At 43.0% G+C, this 18,467-nt stretch carries 15 protein-coding genes; 14 read left to right on the forward strand and 1 reads right to left on the reverse strand.

The window, feature by feature from the left end; translation table 11 throughout:
* Positions 1 to 630: 630 nt before the first annotated feature.
* Together D104_RS29020 and D104_RS29025 are read left to right on the forward strand one after the other, a co-directional pair.
* Entirely contained in the window at positions 631 to 1,791 is a 1,161-nt protein-coding gene (locus D104_RS29020) for an alpha/beta hydrolase family protein (RefSeq protein ID WP_024024159.1), read from the forward strand.
* Between the two features lie 7 nt (positions 1,792 to 1,798).
* Positions 1,799 to 2,578, forward strand: coding sequence for a cyclase family protein (locus D104_RS29025; RefSeq protein ID WP_024024160.1), 780 nt, complete (start codon positions 1,799 to 1,801; stop codon positions 2,576 to 2,578).
* A gap of 188 nt (positions 2,579 to 2,766) precedes the next feature.
* Here D104_RS29025 and D104_RS29030 read toward each other — a convergent pair whose 3' ends face one another.
* A complete protein-coding gene (locus tag D104_RS29030) occupies positions 2,767 to 3,696 on the reverse strand; it encodes a LysR substrate-binding domain-containing protein (RefSeq protein WP_327025851.1) in 930 nt (309 codons plus the stop codon).
* Between the two features lie 357 nt (positions 3,697 to 4,053).
* Between D104_RS29030 and D104_RS29035 the strand changes: the two genes are divergently transcribed.
* The 12 genes from D104_RS29035 to D104_RS29090 all read left to right on the forward strand — a co-directional run bounded on the left by D104_RS29035 (position 4,054) and on the right by D104_RS29090 (position 18,408).
* Positions 4,054 to 5,664 (forward strand): DUF1302 domain-containing protein, encoded by a 1,611-nt coding sequence (locus D104_RS29035; protein ID WP_024024162.1) that lies wholly within the window; start codon positions 4,054 to 4,056, stop codon positions 5,662 to 5,664.
* Between the two features lie 17 nt (positions 5,665 to 5,681).
* Positions 5,682 to 7,043 (forward strand): DUF1329 domain-containing protein, encoded by a 1,362-nt coding sequence (locus D104_RS29040; RefSeq protein ID WP_024024163.1) that lies wholly within the window; start codon positions 5,682 to 5,684, stop codon positions 7,041 to 7,043.
* A 170-nt stretch (positions 7,044 to 7,213) separates the two neighbouring features.
* Complete coding sequence (locus D104_RS29045; protein WP_024024164.1) at positions 7,214 to 8,371, forward strand: alpha/beta hydrolase family protein; 1,158 nt, start codon at positions 7,214 to 7,216, stop codon at positions 8,369 to 8,371.
* A gap of 20 nt (positions 8,372 to 8,391) precedes the next feature.
* Entirely contained in the window at positions 8,392 to 9,345 is a 954-nt protein-coding gene (locus D104_RS29050; RefSeq protein ID WP_024024165.1) for a VOC family protein, read from the forward strand.
* Between the two features lie 234 nt (positions 9,346 to 9,579).
* The gene (locus D104_RS29055; RefSeq protein ID WP_024024166.1) at positions 9,580 to 10,743 is read left to right on the forward strand and encodes an MFS transporter; all 1,164 of its coding nucleotides are present in this window, start codon (positions 9,580 to 9,582) and stop codon (positions 10,741 to 10,743) included.
* Positions 10,744 to 10,751: 8 nt separating this feature from the next.
* Positions 10,752 to 11,837, forward strand: a complete 1,086-nt coding sequence (locus D104_RS29060; protein WP_024024167.1) for a WD40/YVTN/BNR-like repeat-containing protein — start codon at positions 10,752 to 10,754, stop codon at positions 11,835 to 11,837.
* Positions 11,834 to 14,233 carry an efflux RND transporter permease subunit gene (locus D104_RS29065; RefSeq protein ID WP_024024168.1) on the forward strand — a complete coding sequence of 800 codons (2,400 nt, stop codon included), beginning with the start codon at positions 11,834 to 11,836 and terminating at the stop codon, positions 14,231 to 14,233. The genes D104_RS29060 and D104_RS29065 overlap by 4 nt, the downstream gene beginning before the upstream one ends.
* Positions 14,233 to 14,595 carry a Rieske (2Fe-2S) protein gene (locus tag D104_RS29070; RefSeq protein WP_024024169.1) on the forward strand — a complete coding sequence of 121 codons (363 nt, stop codon included), beginning with the start codon at positions 14,233 to 14,235 and terminating at the stop codon, positions 14,593 to 14,595. Before D104_RS29065 ends, D104_RS29070 begins: the two co-directional genes overlap by 1 nt.
* Before the next feature lie 32 nt (positions 14,596 to 14,627).
* Positions 14,628 to 15,758, forward strand: a complete 1,131-nt coding sequence (locus D104_RS29075) for an FAD-dependent oxidoreductase (protein ID WP_024024170.1) — start codon at positions 14,628 to 14,630, stop codon at positions 15,756 to 15,758.
* A 93-nt stretch (positions 15,759 to 15,851) separates the two neighbouring features.
* Positions 15,852 to 16,430 carry a cupin domain-containing protein gene (locus tag D104_RS29080; RefSeq protein ID WP_024024171.1) on the forward strand — a complete coding sequence of 193 codons (579 nt, stop codon included), beginning with the start codon at positions 15,852 to 15,854 and terminating at the stop codon, positions 16,428 to 16,430.
* Between the two features lie 11 nt (positions 16,431 to 16,441).
* The gene (locus D104_RS29085; RefSeq protein WP_024024172.1) at positions 16,442 to 17,425 is read left to right on the forward strand and encodes a fumarylacetoacetate hydrolase family protein; all 984 of its coding nucleotides are present in this window, start codon (positions 16,442 to 16,444) and stop codon (positions 17,423 to 17,425) included.
* A gap of 14 nt (positions 17,426 to 17,439) precedes the next feature.
* Positions 17,440 to 18,408 carry an NAD-dependent epimerase/dehydratase family protein gene (locus tag D104_RS29090; RefSeq protein ID WP_024024173.1) on the forward strand — a complete coding sequence of 323 codons (969 nt, stop codon included), beginning with the start codon at positions 17,440 to 17,442 and terminating at the stop codon, positions 18,406 to 18,408.
* Positions 18,409 to 18,467: the final 59 nt, after the last annotated feature.

Here is an 18,467-nt window from a genome sequence, read left to right on the forward strand (position 1 = left end):
GGTCAGACGTTTTTACGCTGACCCTTTTTTTGTGACCTTTCGATCATATCGAATGATCAATTCTGTTTAAAGGTTTTTGCTTAAAATTCGCTGTGGTTTATATTTTATGTGTTCTTAATAATTAAAAATAAACCAGTGGATTAAAAAGATTAATAGTGTCATGGGCATGTTATTCCTTCTGTTTTTTTTATTAATATTAAACCTCGGCATACGGATTTAATATTGAAAAAATTAGTCTAATTCTTGGGTGTGTCTTAATAAATTTTAAAATGATTCCATATTGATTACGCTAGAATTTGATTTGGTGTATGAAGATAATGATTTGTTTTAAATGATTTGTGACTTTTAAATCTTTTTCTAATTAATGTATTAGGGGGGTTCTTATTCGGCCTTTTTAATGCTTAATGCCTGTTGTATTAGTATTATTCGAGGCGCCAGCGGACAAAAGTCTACAATATTGATGTCGCTTTAGAAACTTGATGGATTGATTATTTATTTCATATATCGAAACCTAAAAAAATGGGCTATGTAAATTAGAACTCCACTGTTTGAAAATTATGGATTAGTGGGCCTTTGGCTATGATCCGCTTAAAATTTGATTGAAAAATATAATATTTAGAGGTATGAATTATGGCGTTATTTGAATATTTTCCAAATTATGTTTGGAATTTATCTGTTTCTATTGCGGTAGAAAGCGGAGCTAGAATTGGCGAAATTATCGATATGTGCAAACCATTGCGCGAAGCCGCAGAAAATGGTGATGACGCAGGCACTGACGAGTTTCTACTGCAGTGGGTGAAAATGGCTGACAAACTTATTGGTCTAGCGGATGAAGATGAAGCGGCAGGTTGTTATTTTTCTGCGGGTAGTAAATTAAAAAGAGCCGCTCTGTATCTCATGGTTGCTGAAAGAATGCAGGGCCAGGGCCACCCCAACCGTATGGCAACATGGAATAAGGCTCAGTCTACTTTCCGAAAAAGTATTTTACTTAGTCAGGACAATTGTGAATACGTAGAAGTTTCGCTGGAAAATAGCGGGACGATGCCTGCTTTGTATGTTCGAGCTCCTGGAGAAGGGCCTCACCCAACCGTGGTTTATTGTAACGGTTTAGATAGCTGTAAAGAGATGTTGTATTGGTCAAACCTACCGCAAGCATTGGCTAAACGAGGTATATCAACCCTTTGTGTTGATCAGCCAGGTACTGGTGAAACCTTGCGTAAGTATGGGTTGCCTGCGGTTGCTAATAGCGAAGTTTGGGCGTCGAAGGCGATTGATTGGCTAGAACAGCAAAATGATGTTGATTCAGCTCGTATAGGAATGACGGGTATATCACTGGGTGGGCATTTTGCACCGCGAGCTGTTGCTTTCGAACCTAGATTTGCTGCGGGTGCAGTGTGGGGAGCTAACCACAACTGGGCTGAAGTACAGCAAAAACGTCTAAAACGCGAGGGTGAAAACCCTGTTCCGCATTACTGGGCACATGTTATGTGGGTATTTGGCGCGACGGATATGGAAGATTTTTTTGCCAAAGCGGAAGGCATGACGCTGAATGGTGTTATGGAAAAAATAAAGGTTCCTTTCCTCGTTACTCATGGTGAAAAAGATCGTCAGATCAACCTTGATTACGCTCATCAAAGTTACGACCAGCTCGTCAACTCACCAAATCGTGAATTTAAAATCTTTACCGAACGTGAAGGTGGTGTTGAGCATGTTGGTGCAGATAATATGAGTTTTGGTTGCGATTATATTGCAGATTGGTTCGCTAAAATTTTGAGTGGAAAACAGGGGTAAAAGGGCTATGTTACGTCAATTTATTGATCTATCTATTTACCTTGAAAATGATGTTATTACTGATCCACCGTTTATGCGTCCAGAGATCACATATCAGACGCATGCGGAAACAGTCCCTGAAGCGAATCACTTTTTTCCTGGTGTAGCGGCAGATGAGTTTCCTGGTGGTCACGGGTTTGCTGCTGCTGAAACAGTAAAGCTCACGACACATAATGGCACACATTTGGACGCTCCTTGGCACTTTCATCCTACTATGAACAACGGTGAAAGGGCGATTACCATTGATGAAGTGCCATTAGATTGGTGCTTTCGTCCGGGAGTAAAACTGGATTTTCGTCATTTTGAAAACGGTTATGTAGTAACCGCAGCGGATGTCGAGGCGGAACTAAAGCGCATTGGATATGAGCTGCAACTTATGGACATCGTATTGATCAATACTGCAGCAGGAAGTGCTGTAGGAGATCCCGATTTTTGTAATATTGGTTGCGGTATGGGTTATGAAGCCACTATGTATTTATTAGAGCGCGGCGTACGAGTTACTGGTACTGATGCTTGGTCTTGGGATGCACCTTTTAGCCATACCGCTAAACGAGTTGCGGAAACTGGTGATAACTCTCTTATCTGGGAAGGGCACAAAGCGGGAAGAGACATAGGCTATTGTCATTTGGAAAAACTTCATAATCTCGAAGCTTTACCTCCTTTTGGATATACCGTGTCGTGTTTTCCTCATAAAGTGCGCGGTGGTTCCGCAGGCTGGACTCGTGCTGTTGCTATTATTGATAACTGAGTGAGCCGTTTGAGAATACAGCATTTTTTAGTAATAAAACTATGAAAAGTGCCTAAGACTCTGGGTAGGGAGTAAATACGTGTTTTGCTCCCTACTCAGGATAGAATGAAATGCGCTACTGTTTAGGCCGTGTGCATGATGAATAAAGCCTTTCTAAAGACAAACTCATTCAAATGACAGTGCTTTGCTTATTCTATATCCATGTTAATCGCTGCTTCTTTTAATGTATTTCGTAACCAAATAAGCCCTTCATCATTATTTCTGTATTGATGCCACTGTACACATTGCTTCATTGGTGGAATATCAAAAGGCAAAGGTAGTATTTTGAGTGGCCATACTTTGGCCATTTTTGTCGCTAATCTCGCGTGAATAGTGGCGATATTTTCTGAGCCTATCACCAAGGCTGGTAGAGATGCAAAGCTGAAGGTAGTGGCTATTACGTGTCGTTTAATGCCGTACTTTTGTGCAAATGAGGTTCCAAAAAAATCTTTTTTAGTTGCCTCTGGTCGCATTAGGACATGACCTGCTGCTGCGTATTTTTCTGCAGTCAGTTCTCCTAACGCAATCTTTCCATGCTTCCAGACGACACAAACAAATTCTTCTTCATAGAGTATGTCACAGGGATGTTCAGTAGACATAAAATCAGATGGAATAATAAGTAAATCGGCTTTGCCTTGTTCGAGCTGCTCATGTGGATTATTCGCTACTTGAGCTAAGAGTTGAAAGCGAGCTGTACTTTTTTGTTTGCCTACTATTTCTAACGCATGAGGTACAAGTACTGTTTGCGTGTAATCTGAGCAAAAAATGCTAAAGATCCGATCTGTTGTTTGAGGCTCAAAACTTGGTTGTACAAGTATTGTGCTTTCGATGTTGTTTAAGGCGTTACGAACACTGACTTTTAGGTTTTCGCCTAAGGGGGTAATGACCATTCTTCGACCAATTTGTGTTAGCAGGTCATCTTCAAAATAATCTCGTAATCTGGACAATGAATTGCTTAAGGCTGAGGGGCTCATGTTGAGCTTGTCTGCGCCTTTAGTGATGCTTTGTTCGGTAAGCAGCGTATCCAACGCCACCAATAGATTTAGGTCGAGTTTTTTAAATCGCATAGATATTCTCATGATTTCTTGTTTTTATGGTCTTTCGATCATATCGAATGGTTTTATCTAATAGAAGGATTTTTTCGAATGGTCGTGGTTATTTTTACAGGGTTGGTTTTTTACATAAAAATTAAATTCGTAGTTCGGGTGAATTAATTAAAATAACCAACGCGAAATGTCAATATTAATAATCAATCGTCCTTTATCGTAGATTTTCGTTTAATTTCTGTAATGATAATTTTATTGAGTTTTGTGTTTTTAATCATTCGATGGCATCGAATGATTGATTCTATTTAAAGGGTTTTTCTGAAAGGTTGTGGCGATTTATATTTGGCTTGTTCTTAAAAACATAAAAATAAAATTTGAGAGGAAGAACAAGTGAAAATAATCAACTCGACGCCATTCCGGCTAAAAGCATTGGCTATTGCCATTGTTTCTAGCACTTCTGCTGCCTATGGATTTGAAATAGGAACGGATAATTCTGATTTAAGGCTCAGTCTAGGTAATACCCTAAAATACAGTACCGCGTTCCGTACCAAGGATGCCTCTTCAGTTTTAACTGAAGGGAGTGGGGCGACTAATTATAACGATGGAGATAACAACTTTGACAAAGGTTTGGTTTCAAGTCGTTTAGATCTATTTTCCGAATTTGACCTGTCTTATAAAAATGCCGGTGTTCGTATTAGTGGTGCTGCCTGGTACGACGATATTTATCATCAAGATACAGGTAATACCAGCACAAGCTCAAACCACACCCCTGCCAGTGAGTTTTCTGACACCACCAAAAAAACCATGGGTGGAGATGCCGAAATCCTTGATGCTTTTGTTTATTCACGATTCCCTGTGATGGATGGAATGGAAGGCACCATTCGTGTTGGACGCCATAGTTTATTGTGGGGAGAAAGTTTGTTTTTTGGCGCGAACGGTATTGCTGGGGCTCAAGGGCCAGTTGATGTGGTGAAGTTGTCCTCTGTGCCTAACTCAACTTTTAAAGAAACAATGAGACCGACAGGTAAGGTTTCGATCGATATCCCAATTTCTGAAACGGCTTCACTAGGAGCTTATGTGGGTTATGAGTGGGAGAAATCTCGCTTTCTACCAGCAGGCTCTTATCTTTCTACTGGCGATACGCTAGGCGGTGAAAAACTGCTTGCTGGCCCATACACAGCAACCCATACATCTGATGATGAAGGTTCTGACTCTGGACAATACGGTCTACAACTTAAATGGAGTGACTATGACCTTGATGTGGACTTTGGTTTGTACGCAATCCGTTTTGACTCTAGCTCACCAAGTAGTATGTACACGATTTTGGATGCTTCTTTCCACCCTAGCCAATACAAATGGGCATATGCCAAAGGTATTGAAGCTTATGGCGCCAGTATGGCGAAAACCGTTGGGATTTGGAGCTTGGCCGGTGAAATTTCATATCGTGTAAATGCTCCTCTAGCGAGTGCTGCTACATCGATAACAACATCAGGTGTGCAATACGATAACGATAAAAATCCTGGTTATGCGATCGGTGAGACCGCTCATGCTCAATTCTCTTGGTTGGCGAGCTTGGGTTCGAACTTCCTATCTAAAGAGTCCAGTTTTGTTGGTGAAATTGCATGGAACACACGCGTAAAAACCACTCAAAATGAAAACAAGTTGAATCCCAATGCAGACAAATCTGCTGTTGGTATCAAAATGGTTTATTCGCCGATGTATCGACAAGCTTTTGATGGGGTTGACCTAAGTCCTTCTATTGGGATTGGCCATACTTGGGGTAAATCTTCGGCGTTAGGTTCATCGTTTGGTGTTGATGATGGCGGTGATATTAACGTCGGCCTTAATGCAGTGTATTTAAACCGTTGGAAAGCCTCATTGAGCTATATCAAATATTTAGGCGATGAAGGTCTATTCAATGACAGTTCAAATAACGCAACGTATAAGCAGTCGCAAAAAGATAGAGACTTTATCTCTGCTTCTGTAAGCACCACCTTTTAATTTTTTGGAGAATGGAAATGTATAACAATAAAAAACACTCTCTTAGTATTTTAGTTGCCTCTGCAGTACTAGGTTGTTTTTCACTGGCTTCTTTTGCTGCTGTTAGCCCAGAGCAAGCCGCTCGATTGGGTGCAGATTTAACTCCTTTTGGTGGTGAAAAAGCGGGTAACAGCGATGGCTCTATCCCTGCTTGGACCAGCGGTTTTAATGACCCAATAAAAGGTGAAATATTGGGCGGCAAGCGCCTAGATCCGTTCGCTAATGAGAAGCCTTTGTACACAGTTACTGTAGCGAATATGGATAAGTATGCTGACAAGTTAACCGATGGTGTGAAGGCGATGCTACAAAAGTATCCAGATACTTATCGCCTAGATGTTTACCCAACTCATAGAACGGCGACAGCGCCAGATTGGGTATATAACTACACCGTACAAAATGCTTTGAAGTCCAAAATGGATGGCCACAAAATCATTGGCGCTTATGCAGGTATCCCTTTTCCAATTCCTCAAAATGGTCTAGAAGCGATCAACAACCATCGTTTATCTTGGCGAGGTGTCAGCTGGGAAGCAGATATTAATCAGTATCAAATTACATCAAGTGGAAAGGTTGTTTTAACAACGGATGGACTACTAAAAAATCAAATGCCTTACTACTTTCAGGAAGGCTCCAGCGAAGAGTTTGATGGCTATTTCTGGGAAGTTAACCTTGAAAACTACGGGCCACCAATTCGTGCCGGAGAACGTATTGCTGGGAGAAACAACGTTGATGAGGACAAAACTCAATCCTATGTGTATTTAACGGGTCAGCGTCGAGTACGTAAACTACCAAATGCTTGTTGTGATACACCAACTCCTGCGACGGCTGGTTTAATGTCCTTCGATGAGTTAAGCGTGTTTTCTGGTACTACTGAGGTGTTTGATTGGAAGTTATTGGGTAAGAAAGAAATACTTGTGCCTTATAACGAAAACCGCTTCTTACAATACAGTGATGCACAAGCCATTACTGGAAATCATTTGAATCCAGATGCTGTACGTTGGGAATTACATCGCGTGTGGGTTGTTGAAGCAACGCTTGCAGAGGGCAAGCGCCATCAAGCAGTGCGCAGTAAATATTATCTAGATGAAGATACTTGGCAGGCATCTTTGGCTGACCGTTGGGACTCTAATGGTCAGTTATGGAAAACGCTATGGCAGTTTAACTACATCATGCCTGAGTTCCCAGGAACGATTCCGCAAACCTTTGGTTTCTATAACTTGTTGTCAAGTGAGGCTTATGTGGCCAATGTCATGAATGATAAGCCTTCCCAAAATAGGCCTGTAGAGCGTTTTCCTACCAGTACTTTTACTGGTCAAGGCTTAGCGCGTCAGGGCACACGATAGCTTTATTTAATACTCAGTTAATCCGATTACCTTTGTATCAAAGGGAGGGCGTAGCCTTCCCCCTTTTGGCTTCACTCGTCCTTTGATACAGGTTTTGGTTTGCTTGAGAGGGCTTTGTTTTACAAACCAAATAGTTTGTAAGCTTTCAAATAAAAGACGTTGGAGTATTTATGTTTCGCTATTTTCCCACTAATTATCCATGGGACCTTTCTATCAATCTTGCCTTGGAAATGGGCGCGCGTATTGGTGAGATTGAAGAAATGTGTGCGCCTCTTCAGGAAGCGGCAAAAGCAAAAGACGCTGCTGGTTCTAAGGCTTTTCGTGATAGCTGGGAGCGCATGGCAGATAAGTTGTGTGAATTGGCTAAAGGGGATGAAGAGCGTGGTCGTTTGATTTCTGCCGGTGACAAATATGGCCGCGCGGCGACGTATTACCTCACAGCTGAACGTTTACAGGCACATGGATCGCAAGGTCGAGAAGCCTTGTATCAGCGTTTTCAAGAAATATTTTCTTGTGGGTTAGAGCTAGCAAAAGAAAACTGTGAACGAGTTGAGATTCCATACGAAGGCAAACATCTTTCTGCCCTTTATGTGCGTGCCTCTGGCGTTGAAGGCAAGGCGCCAATATTAGTACAAGTGAATGGTTTGGATTCTACTAAGGAAATGAAGTATCGCGTTGGTTTACCTGCTTGGTTAGCTAAACGAGGCGTTTCTTCTCTTATTGTTGATCAGCCGGGCACCGGTGAGGCGCTTCGTTTACAAGGCTTTACGGCTCGTTTTGATAGCGAACATTGGGCAAGTCGTATTGTTGATTGGTTGGAAACTCGTGAAGAAATTGATGCCAAACGCATTGGCATGGAAGGCGTTTCTCTGGGTGGTTATTACTGTCCTCGTGCTGTGGCGTTTGAGCCTAGATTTGCTTGTGGTGTGGTATGGGGAGCGAATCATGATTGGCGAGATGTACAAAAACGTCGCTTAGAAAAAGAAGGCAGTTTTCCTGTTCCACATTATTGGGAGCACGTGCGCTGGGTATGGGGAGCTAAAGACATGGATGAGTTTATGGAAATCGCGGAAAAAGTTCATTTAGATGGCGTATTAGATCGCATCAAGGTGCCATTTCTTGTGACACACGGAGAAAAAGACTCTCAAATTCCGTTGAAGTGGGCTCATCGAACCTATGAGCAGTTGGTTAATAGCCCTAAAAAAGAGCTTAAGGTTTTCACAGATCGTGAAGGGGGCGTTCAGCACTCTAGTTTTGATAATTCTGCCAATGCTGGGGCTTATATCGCCGATTGGGTTGCAGAGACATTGAATGGTCGTACGGCCTAATCGTAAAGAGGTAATAAATAATGAAGATAGTCGGTTTAGAAACCATCATTTTTGGTGTTGAGGATGTTGCCTCTTGTGCAACCTTTTTAACAGATTACGGTTTGTTTCCTGTTAATGTAACTGAAACAGGCGGTCGTTTTGAAGCATTAGATGGCACCGCCGTGGTTTTGGCTCATGCCTCAGATAAAAGCATTCCTGCAAGCATTGGTAATGGCTGCATGATGCGTAAAACCGTTATGGGTGTGGCTGATACTGCAACGATTCAGGCGATTACCGAAGAGCTGAGTAAAGACCGAGAAGTTCGTCAATTAGCGGATGGCTCTATTGAGTCTACGGATGATTCCGGTTTTGTGATTGGCTTTCAGGTGACTACTCGTAAAGAGTTGAACTTGGCAGGTGAAATCTCCAATGTTCCAGGTTCTCCATTTCAACGTCCTGTTAACCATCGAGCTGTTCAACTAGAGGCGGGTCCAATTCGTCCTAGAACCTTGTCTCATATTGTGTATTTTGTACCTGACCCTGTTAAAGCTGAAGCGTTCTATGTTGAGCGTTTGGGCTTCCGCTGCACAGATAGATTTGAAGGCGCTGGTCCATTTTTACAGCCAGCAGGCACGTTAGATCACCACACACATTTCTTGATTGGTGCGCCACCGTTTATGCAAGGCGTCGAACATTTCACGTTCCATTTCGGTGGTCCTACTGAAGTGATGCAAAACGGTTATCAGTTTATAGAAAAGGGCTATCAAGCCTTTTGGGGACCGGGTCGTCATATTATGGGATCGAACTGGTTCTGGTATTTCAACAGCCCGTTTGCATGTCATATTGAAATGGATGCGGATATGGATTTGCATGATCAAAATTGGAGTCCTCGTGCGTTCCCAATGGGCGCAGATAACTCACAAGCGTTTCTTCTACGCTACCGAAGTAAATGGTCGCCAGGAAAAGATACCCCACATAATGGTGATTATGAGTAGATCAATTTAAGTAAAAAAATTAATCAAGCATTTGAAATAAATGAAGTTTTTTATGGAGAGGAGCAGTAATGATTGATTACTGCCCCATAAAAAACTAAAAGCGACGACACGTCGTTACCACGAAATAACAATAAACAAAGTGGATGGTAAAAGTATGTTGATGATAGCTGTGAGATACGGGATTTTTTGCTGTACGGATCTAAGCGAGCCTACCTTCTTGATGGGAGGTGTACAATGAGCCAACGTTTTGGGTTTAAAGGCAATCTTGCTTTGATGGTTTCCCATAGTGCCGGCATGTTAGATCTAGTCGCGCTACCTTTATGGATTGGGGTATTAGTTGCCACGTATCACTTTGATAGTCAGCAAGCGGGAGGCCTAGTTACTTTATTTTTAATTGGTGCGGTATGCTCTAGCATATTAATTGCTCCGTGTTTTAAAAAGCTAAATCGACGTATGGTCGCCAGCGTGGGTTTTTTTGCTTCAGGTTTATGTTTCTTTGCCGCTTCTCAAACCAATGACTATGTTCAATTGGCTCTTTTGCATCTTGTGGCGGGCATCAGTTCAAGCGCGGCACTAAGCATGGCGCATGGGACGTTCGCTCGAGGAGAGAATCCGCACAGATTATTCGCCATTGCCGGGCTTACCTTGGGTATTATGGCGTTCGTCTTTATGGGCGCAACTCCCAATATTACCAAGGCAGTGGGTGGACATTCATTGTTCATTATCTTTGGTGGCATTATGACGTTTGCTGCTTTTGTTTGTGCTGTGGCCTTTCCTTCTTTGATTCTAGATGAAAAAGACAGTGAGAATGCCAAACAGGTTGTAACGAAAATTCCGTCTAACGTTTGGTACGGCATTGTGGGCATTAGCTTAATGGCAGTGACTCAAGCAATGACGTTTAGCTTTATGGAACGAGTAGGCAACGATCGAGGTTTTTCCACCGATTCTGTGACGTTAGTATTAATTTTGCTTACTGTGATTAACATTGTCGCAGCGGCATTCGCTGGTATTTTTGAAAAACGCCTTTCTGCCCGTGTTGTTTTATGCACAGGTCCTGTTCTACAAATTATCTTGTCCAATATTATGATGAATGCAAGTAGCTTCGCTTTTTATGCCGCTTCAGCATCTTGTTTTGTGTCTCTGATGATATTCACTCATACCTTTGTTTTTGGCTTATTGGCTCGTTTAGACGAGTCTGGTCGAGCCCTAGCAGCAACCCCTGCGATGCTAATGATTGGAGCGGCGGTTGGCCCAATTTTAGGTGGAACCATCATTAAATTTGTTGGTTATCAAGGCATTGGTATAGCCGCTTTGGTGTTCGGTACGATTTCACTTGTGTGTTTTATACGTGTCTTTCAGCGCAGATCAGATGCTATTCAATCTGAGTCTGTGGCGTGAGGTGGATAATGTCTAACCAGAAGAAAGAGAGACCGAGCATAGCGAGTTTATTGCGTAAGCTCACTATGTTCACTTTGACAGCTTTTTTACTTTTTCGAATGGAAGGTGGGATTGCCACCGTTGCTGATGCTATTGATCGTCCAGCTATTGAGTCTAATTTGGGAGCGCATTCTGTTTTGTTGTCGGTGACATTTGTCGGTGATCATTTTGTTGCTGTTGGTGAGCGTGGTTTGATTTTGCGCTCCGATGACGATGGCAAAAGCTGGCATCAGTTGTCTTCTCCCGTCAGTGTGACTTTGACTGGAGTAAGTTTTTTTGATGATGAAAATGGCTATGCCATTGGCCACGGCGGCATTGTTTTGCGTACTACAAATAGTGGTAATGATTGGAAAGTACAGCTAAATGGTCTACAGCTAGCAGAAAAGCTACTACAACAAGCTGAAAAATCTAAAGACGAAGAATCGATTCGTCAGGCTAAATGGCTGATTGCCGACGGCCCAGACAAACCTTTTTTAGATTTGTTGGTGCTTGGACGAGATCACCTTGTGGTTGTTGGTGCTTATGGCTTTGCTTTTGAAAGTATCGATGGCGGCCAGACTTGGGCATCTTGTATGGACCGAATTGATAATCCATTTGGGTTGCACTTATACAGCATCCGTAAACAAGGTGAGCGCATACTGGTTGCAGGCGAGCAAGGTTTTGTCGCACTTTCTATGGATGATGGTCAGTCGTTCGAAACCATCGAAACGCCTTATGAAGGCAGCTTTTTTACTGCTCAGCTGCTTGAGCAAGATGGAATAGTGCTGGCTGGTTTACGGGGTAATACCCTGGTATCTGATGATAATGGTCAACACTGGAAAGATATTAAAAATCCTATTAGTTCGTCGATTATGGCCTCTTTTATTCATTCTGATGGCCAAGTAATCATGGCGAATCAAGCGGGAACTTTACTTGGTTTGAGAGAAAATCGACTCGTTCCACTTACCCGTAAGCGCCTTCCACCTTTAACCAATATTCTAGAAAAAGCGAACGGTAGTGTACTTGCTTTAAGCATCAATGGGCCTGTCTTTATTGATGTAGGAGATTTCAAATGAAACATCATACATCTACTACTACTTCACCCGAAGGTAAGTTCGACCCGAATTCTGGTTATTTTATTGAGCGGGTGTTATTCAATCATCGTTTAGTCGTTATTATCATTTGTGCTTTGGTGACGGGGTTATTAGGTTGGCAAGCAACTAAGCTAACAATCAATGCAAGTTTCGAAAAAACCTTACCAACACATCAAGTTTATATTCAAAACTATTTGAAATATGAAAAGGAGTTAACGGGTCTAGGTAATGCGTTACGAATTGCTGTTGCTAACCCTAACGGTAGTATTTATGACGCTCACTATCTAGAGTTATTGCGTCAACTTAGTGATGAAGTGTTTCTATTGCCTGGTGTAGACCGAGTGCAAATGACGTCTCTTTGGACGCCTTCAACACGATGGATTGGGGTTACTGAAGAAGGCTTAGATGGCGGTCCTGTTATTCCTGAAGGCTACGATGGCTCTCCTGCTAGTTTGCAAATATTGAAAGCTAACGTAGCGCGTTCGGGGCAAATTGGTCAATTGATCGCGGCAGATGAAGAATCCACTATTATCTACATGCCATTGCTAAATCAAGATGCCACTGGTGAAGCTTTAGATTACGCAAAATATTCCAAGGTGCTTGAAGATCTTCGAACTAAATATCAAGCTGAAGGTTTGGAAATCCATATAACCGGTTTCACCAAGGTAATGGGCGACTTAATCGATGGTGTACAGGCTGTTTTGTGGTTCTTCGCATTTGCGGTTTTGATCGCGACCATTATGGTGTTTTGGTATACCCGTTGTGTACGCTCAACCTTCTTAGTTGTATTTGCTTCTATATTAGCGGTGGTATGGCAGCTAGGTATTCTGCCCACGCTAGGTTATGTATTAGACCCGTATTCTATCCTAGTGCCTTTTCTCGTGTTCGCTATCGGCATGAGTCATGGGGCACAAAAAATGAATGGCATTATGCAAGATGTTGGCCGTGGTTTTGACAAACTGGTCGCGGCACGTTTTACCTTTAGACGTTTGTTCATGGCTGGTTTAACCGCGTTGTTGGCAGACGCCGTTGGTTTTGCTGTGCTGTTAGTGATCGATATTAAGGTGATTCAAGAGTTAGCTATTGCTGCCTCTATTGGGGTTGCTGTTCTGATCTTCACTAACCTTATTCTTTTGCCCATTATGCTGTCTTATGTTGGTGTTGGTGAAAAAGCAGCACAACGCAGCGTGGTAAACGACATTGATCAAACCAACGCGAAAAAGATGCCTGCATTATGGGTGTTCTTAGATAAGTTTACCCAGCGTAAATGGGCAACTGGCGCTTTAATAGCAGGTGCAGTGCTGGCAGTTGGGGCATTCTCGCTAAGTACCCAATTGAAGATTGGCGATCTTGATCAAGGGGCTCCTGAACTACGTCAAGACAGCCGTTACAATCAAGATATTGCCTTTATGAATCAGCACTATGGCGCTTCCAGTGATGTGGTGGCGATCATGGTAAAAACGCCTGACGGTCAATGTTCTCAATACGATACCCTGAAAAAAATAGACGCACTTGAGTGGCAATTACGTCAGCTTCCTAGCGTGGAGTCGACAAATTCTTTGGCTCTATTATCTCGTCGTGTGTTGTCTGGTTTAAATGAAGGCAATCCTAAGTGGTACGAGTTTCTACCAAACCAAAGTATGTTGAATTACATCACCGCGGGTGCGCCGCGAGGTCTGTACAACAGCAGCTGCAATCTGTTGACCGTTTATGTCTATCTACAAGATCACAAGGCAGACACCTTGAGTAACATTGTTAATCATGTGGAAGCTTTTGCTAAAGACAATAATACCGACGATGTGCAGTTTCTATTAGCTGCGGGTAGTGCAGGTATTCAAGCGGCGAGTAATATCTCCGTAAAAGCCGCTTGGTATCAAATGTTGTTCCTTGTTTATGGCGCAGTGGCTTTACTGTCTCTTATTACTTTCCGCTCTTTTAAAGCCGTTATTGTGGCGCTTCTTCCTTTGATGCTGACCTCCATTATGGTCGAAGCCTTGATGGTGCAATTAGGCATGGGCGTGAAAGTTGCCACTTTGCCAGTTATCGCTTTAGGGGTCGGTATTGGAATTGATTACGCCTTATATATCTTGTCCATTACCTTGGTTGGATTACGTCAAGGTAGCAGCTTATCTCAGTCTTACTTAAGAGCGCTTAATTTCACCGGCAAAGTCGTGATGTTAACCGGTGTGACCTTGTCTGTAGGGGTGATTACTTGGATAGCTAGCCCGATTAAGTTCCAAGCGGACATGGGGTTATTACTGGCGTTTATGTTCATTTGGAACATGTTAGGGGCGTTGATTTTATTACCTGCTCTTGCGCATTTTCTGCTTAAGCCAAAATATGCTAATAGCGAAGACTCCAAAAGTGAGGTGTTGTGATGATGTTGACTGAAAACGACGTTGTACTTTGTCACGTTGATGATCTTAAAGAAGGCGACACGAAAGGCTTTTTAGAAAATGAGGCCGGGCAGGATTTGCTATTCGTGGTGAAATTTAACGACGAATTTTATGGCTGGCGAAATGCTTGTCCTCATGTGAATAACGCACCGATGGCATGGCGTAAAGATGCTTATATGGATGCTAAAAAGCAACATGTTGCTTGTCATGCTCATGGTGCCTTATTTGAGCCTGGTTCTGGTTTGTGTATTCAGGGGCCTTGCCTTGGCAAGACGCTAGAAAAAGTACCTGTTTATGTTAATTCGATAGGCATGGTCTCAATTTTATTAACAGACATTAATTAATTCTACTAACAACAAAAATAAGGAGTCATTAAATGGCTGCAGTAAATAAAGTATTGGTCATTGGTGGTGGTTTCTCCGGTATGGCCACAGCAATTAAAATGCGCAGTCATGGCATTCAAGTTGATCTTGTTGAGATTGACCCTGAATGGTGTGAGTTGGGTGCTGGTATTAGCATTAATGGCGCGTCTATGCGTGCATTGGAAAGCCTTGGGCTTTATCAACAAGTTGTTGAGCAAGGGTGTGTGACCGATGGCGTCGCTATTCACTTAGCTCATGGCCCTTTAATTATGGAGCTGCCAACACCAAGCCCAGTTGGTTCCTCTGTGGGAGGCAGTGGCGGTATTTTTCGTCCTACTCTCGCTCGCATTATGTCTACTGCGACACTTGAGTCTGGTGTCAATGTTCGCTTGGGCTGCACCTATACAGACATTCAACAGACTGAATCTGGCGCAGTTGTGACTTTTGCAGATGGAAGTACGCACGACTATGACCTTGTTGTTGGTGCAGACGGTGTGCACTCAAAAATACGCAAAGAATTCTTCCCTGAAGTGGCTGATCCTGAATACATAGGTCAGGGCGTGTGGCGTGCGATTATGCCACGTACCGCTGAGATCAATCGCGTGACCATGTGGATGGGCGATCACCTTAAGCTTGGTGTAAACCCAGTATCTGATACTCATATGTATATGTTTATTACGGAAGATCGTCCTACGAAAGAACATATCGATAAAGAAACTTGGCCACAAATTTTCGCAGGTTTGATGGAACATTTTCCTAATCCAATTATAAAAGCCTTGATCCCACATGCATTAAAAGAAGAGGCAAACATTGACTACCGTCCGCTTGCTAATTTGCTGGTTAAAACACCTTGGAACAAAGGTCGTCTAGTGATGATTGGTGATACGGTTGCCGCGACGACTCCTCATCTTGCGTCTGGCGCAGGTATTGGTATCGAAAGCGGTATCGTATTAGCGGATGAGTTGGCGGCTAATGATGATGTTCAGGTGGCGCTTGATAAGTTTCATGACCGTCGTTGGGATCGTTGTCGCATGGTGGTCGAAAACTCCGCTCGCTTGTGCCATATCGAAATTCATGGTGGCGATAAAGGGGAACACTCAAAAATTATGGGACAGTCACTAATCGCGTTAAGTCAGCCTATTTAAAACTCCCTTGGGCAGTGTGACGCGTTTGTGTTCACTGCCATTTTTTTTTTACTTTTTGTTATGTGTTCTTTTTAACATTAGAGAGGTTACTCCATGAGTTTTCCCGATATTTACCGTGTGGTCACGGGTCATGATGAAAATGGTAACGCGATTATTTTAGAAAACGGTCCACTTAATACAGTGATGGATCTTGAAGCCGTTCCAGGTACTAAGTTTCATGAAGTATGGAATACCAGTGATACACCGGCCCCCATCACTAATGCTCAAACCGACCCAACTATAGGCCCTGTAGTTTTACCACCGATGAAAGCGGGCACCCGAATTCGCTTTGTTGATATTCCGCCTGACACTGAGGAGTTTTTGACTCAGGGGAAAGGCAAGATGAAAGATATGTTTTCAAAAGTCGGAGATGAAGATGCCTCCACAGTAAAAGGCGATTCTCCTCATCCTTTGATGCATCGCACTGAGTCCGTAGATTATGGCATTGTTATTGAAGGCGAGTTGACCTTGATTGTTGATAATGGCGAAGCCATTTTAAAGCCCGGTAGTGTCGTTATTCAGCGTGGTACTAACCATGCGTGGGCGAATCGCTCTGGAAAAATGTGCCGTATTTTATTCATCTTAATCGGCGGACAGTACGACGATCAATTGGCTAACGCCTTAACTAAATAAGGAGTCATAAAATGAAATTTGCAACCCTACCAAATGGCACCTTAGATGGTCGTCTAGTCGTTGTTTCAAAAGATTTAACCAAAGCTGTCGACGCCACAGTTATTGCGCCTAACTTATTATCAGTAGTACAAAATTGGCAAGAAAAAGCCGCCGATCTTCAGGCGTTGTACGACTTATTAAACGCAGGAAAAGTTGATGCTGCTTTTGATTTTGATCCATCTACTTGCCTTGCACCGCTACCAAGAAGTTCGCAGTGGTTAGACGGCTCTGCGTTTATCAATCATGGTAAATTGATGGAAGAAGCGTTTAATACTAAGCCTATTCCCGATTTCGACACTATTCCGGTGATGTACCAAGGCGCGAGCGATGATTTTCAAGGGCCAACTGCAGACATTCCAATGCCAAGCGAAGCGGACGGTATTGATTTTGAAGGCGAGTTTGGTGTGATTACAGGGCCAGTACCTATGGCGGCAACTCTGGACGAAGCGGCTCAGGGGATTTGTTTGTTGGTACAAATAAACGATTGGAGTCTGCGATCGTTTGGGCCTCGTGAAATGGCAACGGGATTTGGTTTTATACAAGCCAAGCCATCATCAAGTTTTGCACCGGTTGCTGTTACTCCTGATGAACTGGGTGATGCTTGGAAAAATGGACGTTTTAATTTGCATCTTAACATCACATGGAATGGTGAGCGTTTTGGTGAACCTCATGGTAGTGAAATGAATTTTTCTTTCCCTGAGTTGATTGCTCATGCGGCACGAACTCGCAAATTAAATGCAGGCTGTGTCATAGGATCGGGCACCGTTTCCAATAAATCTCGAGATGCAGGATCAGCGTGTATCGCTGAACGACGAGTGATTGAGAAAATCGATCTTGGTGAGATTAAAACTCAGTATATGCGTTTTGGTGACAGTGTCCGTATGCAGGCGAAATTTGATGATGGTCGCGATGGCCCATTTGGCGTGATCGAGCAAAAAGTCATAGCGAACAAATAAATAAGGGCTGTCAGATGCATGTATTAATTACGGGCGCAAATGGCTTTGTTGGACAAGCGCTGGCAAACTATATCCTTTCCCAAGGCTGTGTTGGAGAAAGCAAGGTCTCGCGTTTGACCTTGCTGGATCGTCAGTTTGATAAGGCTGTTGTTGGTAGCTCATCACTCGATTTGGTGGTTGAGCAACATAGCTGTGACCTTGCAGACGATCAATGGCTGAAAGACACACTGGGGCGTTTCTCTATGGATGTTATTTACCATCTGGCCAGTATTCCCGGTGGCATGGCGGAAAAAAATGATCAGCTCGGCCGCAGTGTGAATATTGATGCCACGATGGCCTTACTGGATATCTGCAAAACTCAAACGGAATCGATAGGGCACAAACCTGTATTGGTTTTCGCTAGTAGCATTGCGGTCTTTGGCATCATGCCAGATTTGGTCAACGATGATACTCCGCTGAAACCTCAGATGAGTTATGGCGCCCATAAAATCGTTGGTGAGGTGATGATTAATGACTTTAGTCGCCGTGGCTGGGTCGATGGTCGCTCATTGCGTTTACCCGGTGTGCTGGCTCGTCCGCCAGCAGAAACGGGTCAACTTTCGGCTTTTTTAAGCGATATTATTCGTGAGTTATCCCTAGGTCATACTTTCGTTTGCCCTATGTCAGCACAAGCAAAAACATGGGCATCGTCTTTACCAAACATTATTGAAAACCTTATGCATGGCGCAGCGGTAGAAGAAAGCAAACTAAAGGCGACTAGAACCTTTACCTTGCCCACTCTCTGTTTCAGCATGGCAGAAATGGTCGATGCTATTGGCACTGTTTACCAGCAGAACGTGAAAGAACTTGTTAGCTATGAACCAAATCCTATGATTGAAAACTTGTTTGGGCGCTTTCCACCGCTAGAAACCCCTTTTGCCGATGAAGTAGGATTTAAGCATGATGGTGATTTGAATAAGCTAGTAGAGCGGGCAGTATTATAATAAATACGAAAACGCTATTTTTTCAGCAAGATAAAGAAGGCTTTATTATAAAACGAACC

Source organism: Marinomonas profundimaris, from assembly GCF_000508165.1.
GTDB classification, from domain to species: Bacteria; Pseudomonadota; Gammaproteobacteria; order Pseudomonadales; family Marinomonadaceae; genus Marinomonas; species Marinomonas profundimaris.

Coding starts and splice junctions, on each gene's coding strand:
- D104_RS29080 (WP_024024171.1), top strand. CDS start 15,852: ATGAGTTTTCCCGATATTTACCGTGTGGTCACGGGTCATGATGAAAAT.
- D104_RS29020 (WP_024024159.1), top strand. CDS start 631: ATGGCGTTATTTGAATATTTTCCAAATTATGTTTGGAATTTATCTGTT.
- D104_RS29075 (WP_024024170.1), top strand. CDS start 14,628: ATGGCTGCAGTAAATAAAGTATTGGTCATTGGTGGTGGTTTCTCCGGT.
- D104_RS29040 (WP_024024163.1), top strand. CDS start 5,682: ATGTATAACAATAAAAAACACTCTCTTAGTATTTTAGTTGCCTCTGCA.
- D104_RS29090 (WP_024024173.1), top strand. CDS start 17,440: ATGCATGTATTAATTACGGGCGCAAATGGCTTTGTTGGACAAGCGCTG.
- D104_RS29030 (WP_327025851.1), bottom strand. CDS start 3,696: ATGAGAATATCTATGCGATTTAAAAAACTCGACCTAAATCTATTGGTG.
- D104_RS29050 (WP_024024165.1), top strand. CDS start 8,392: ATGAAGATAGTCGGTTTAGAAACCATCATTTTTGGTGTTGAGGATGTT.
- D104_RS29060 (WP_024024167.1), top strand. CDS start 10,752: ATGTCTAACCAGAAGAAAGAGAGACCGAGCATAGCGAGTTTATTGCGT.
- D104_RS29085 (WP_024024172.1), top strand. CDS start 16,442: ATGAAATTTGCAACCCTACCAAATGGCACCTTAGATGGTCGTCTAGTC.
- D104_RS29070 (WP_024024169.1), top strand. CDS start 14,233: ATGATGTTGACTGAAAACGACGTTGTACTTTGTCACGTTGATGATCTT.
- D104_RS29045 (WP_024024164.1), top strand. CDS start 7,214: ATGTTTCGCTATTTTCCCACTAATTATCCATGGGACCTTTCTATCAAT.
- D104_RS29025 (WP_024024160.1), top strand. CDS start 1,799: ATGTTACGTCAATTTATTGATCTATCTATTTACCTTGAAAATGATGTT.
- D104_RS29065 (WP_024024168.1), top strand. CDS start 11,834: ATGAAACATCATACATCTACTACTACTTCACCCGAAGGTAAGTTCGAC.
- D104_RS29055 (WP_024024166.1), top strand. CDS start 9,580: ATGAGCCAACGTTTTGGGTTTAAAGGCAATCTTGCTTTGATGGTTTCC.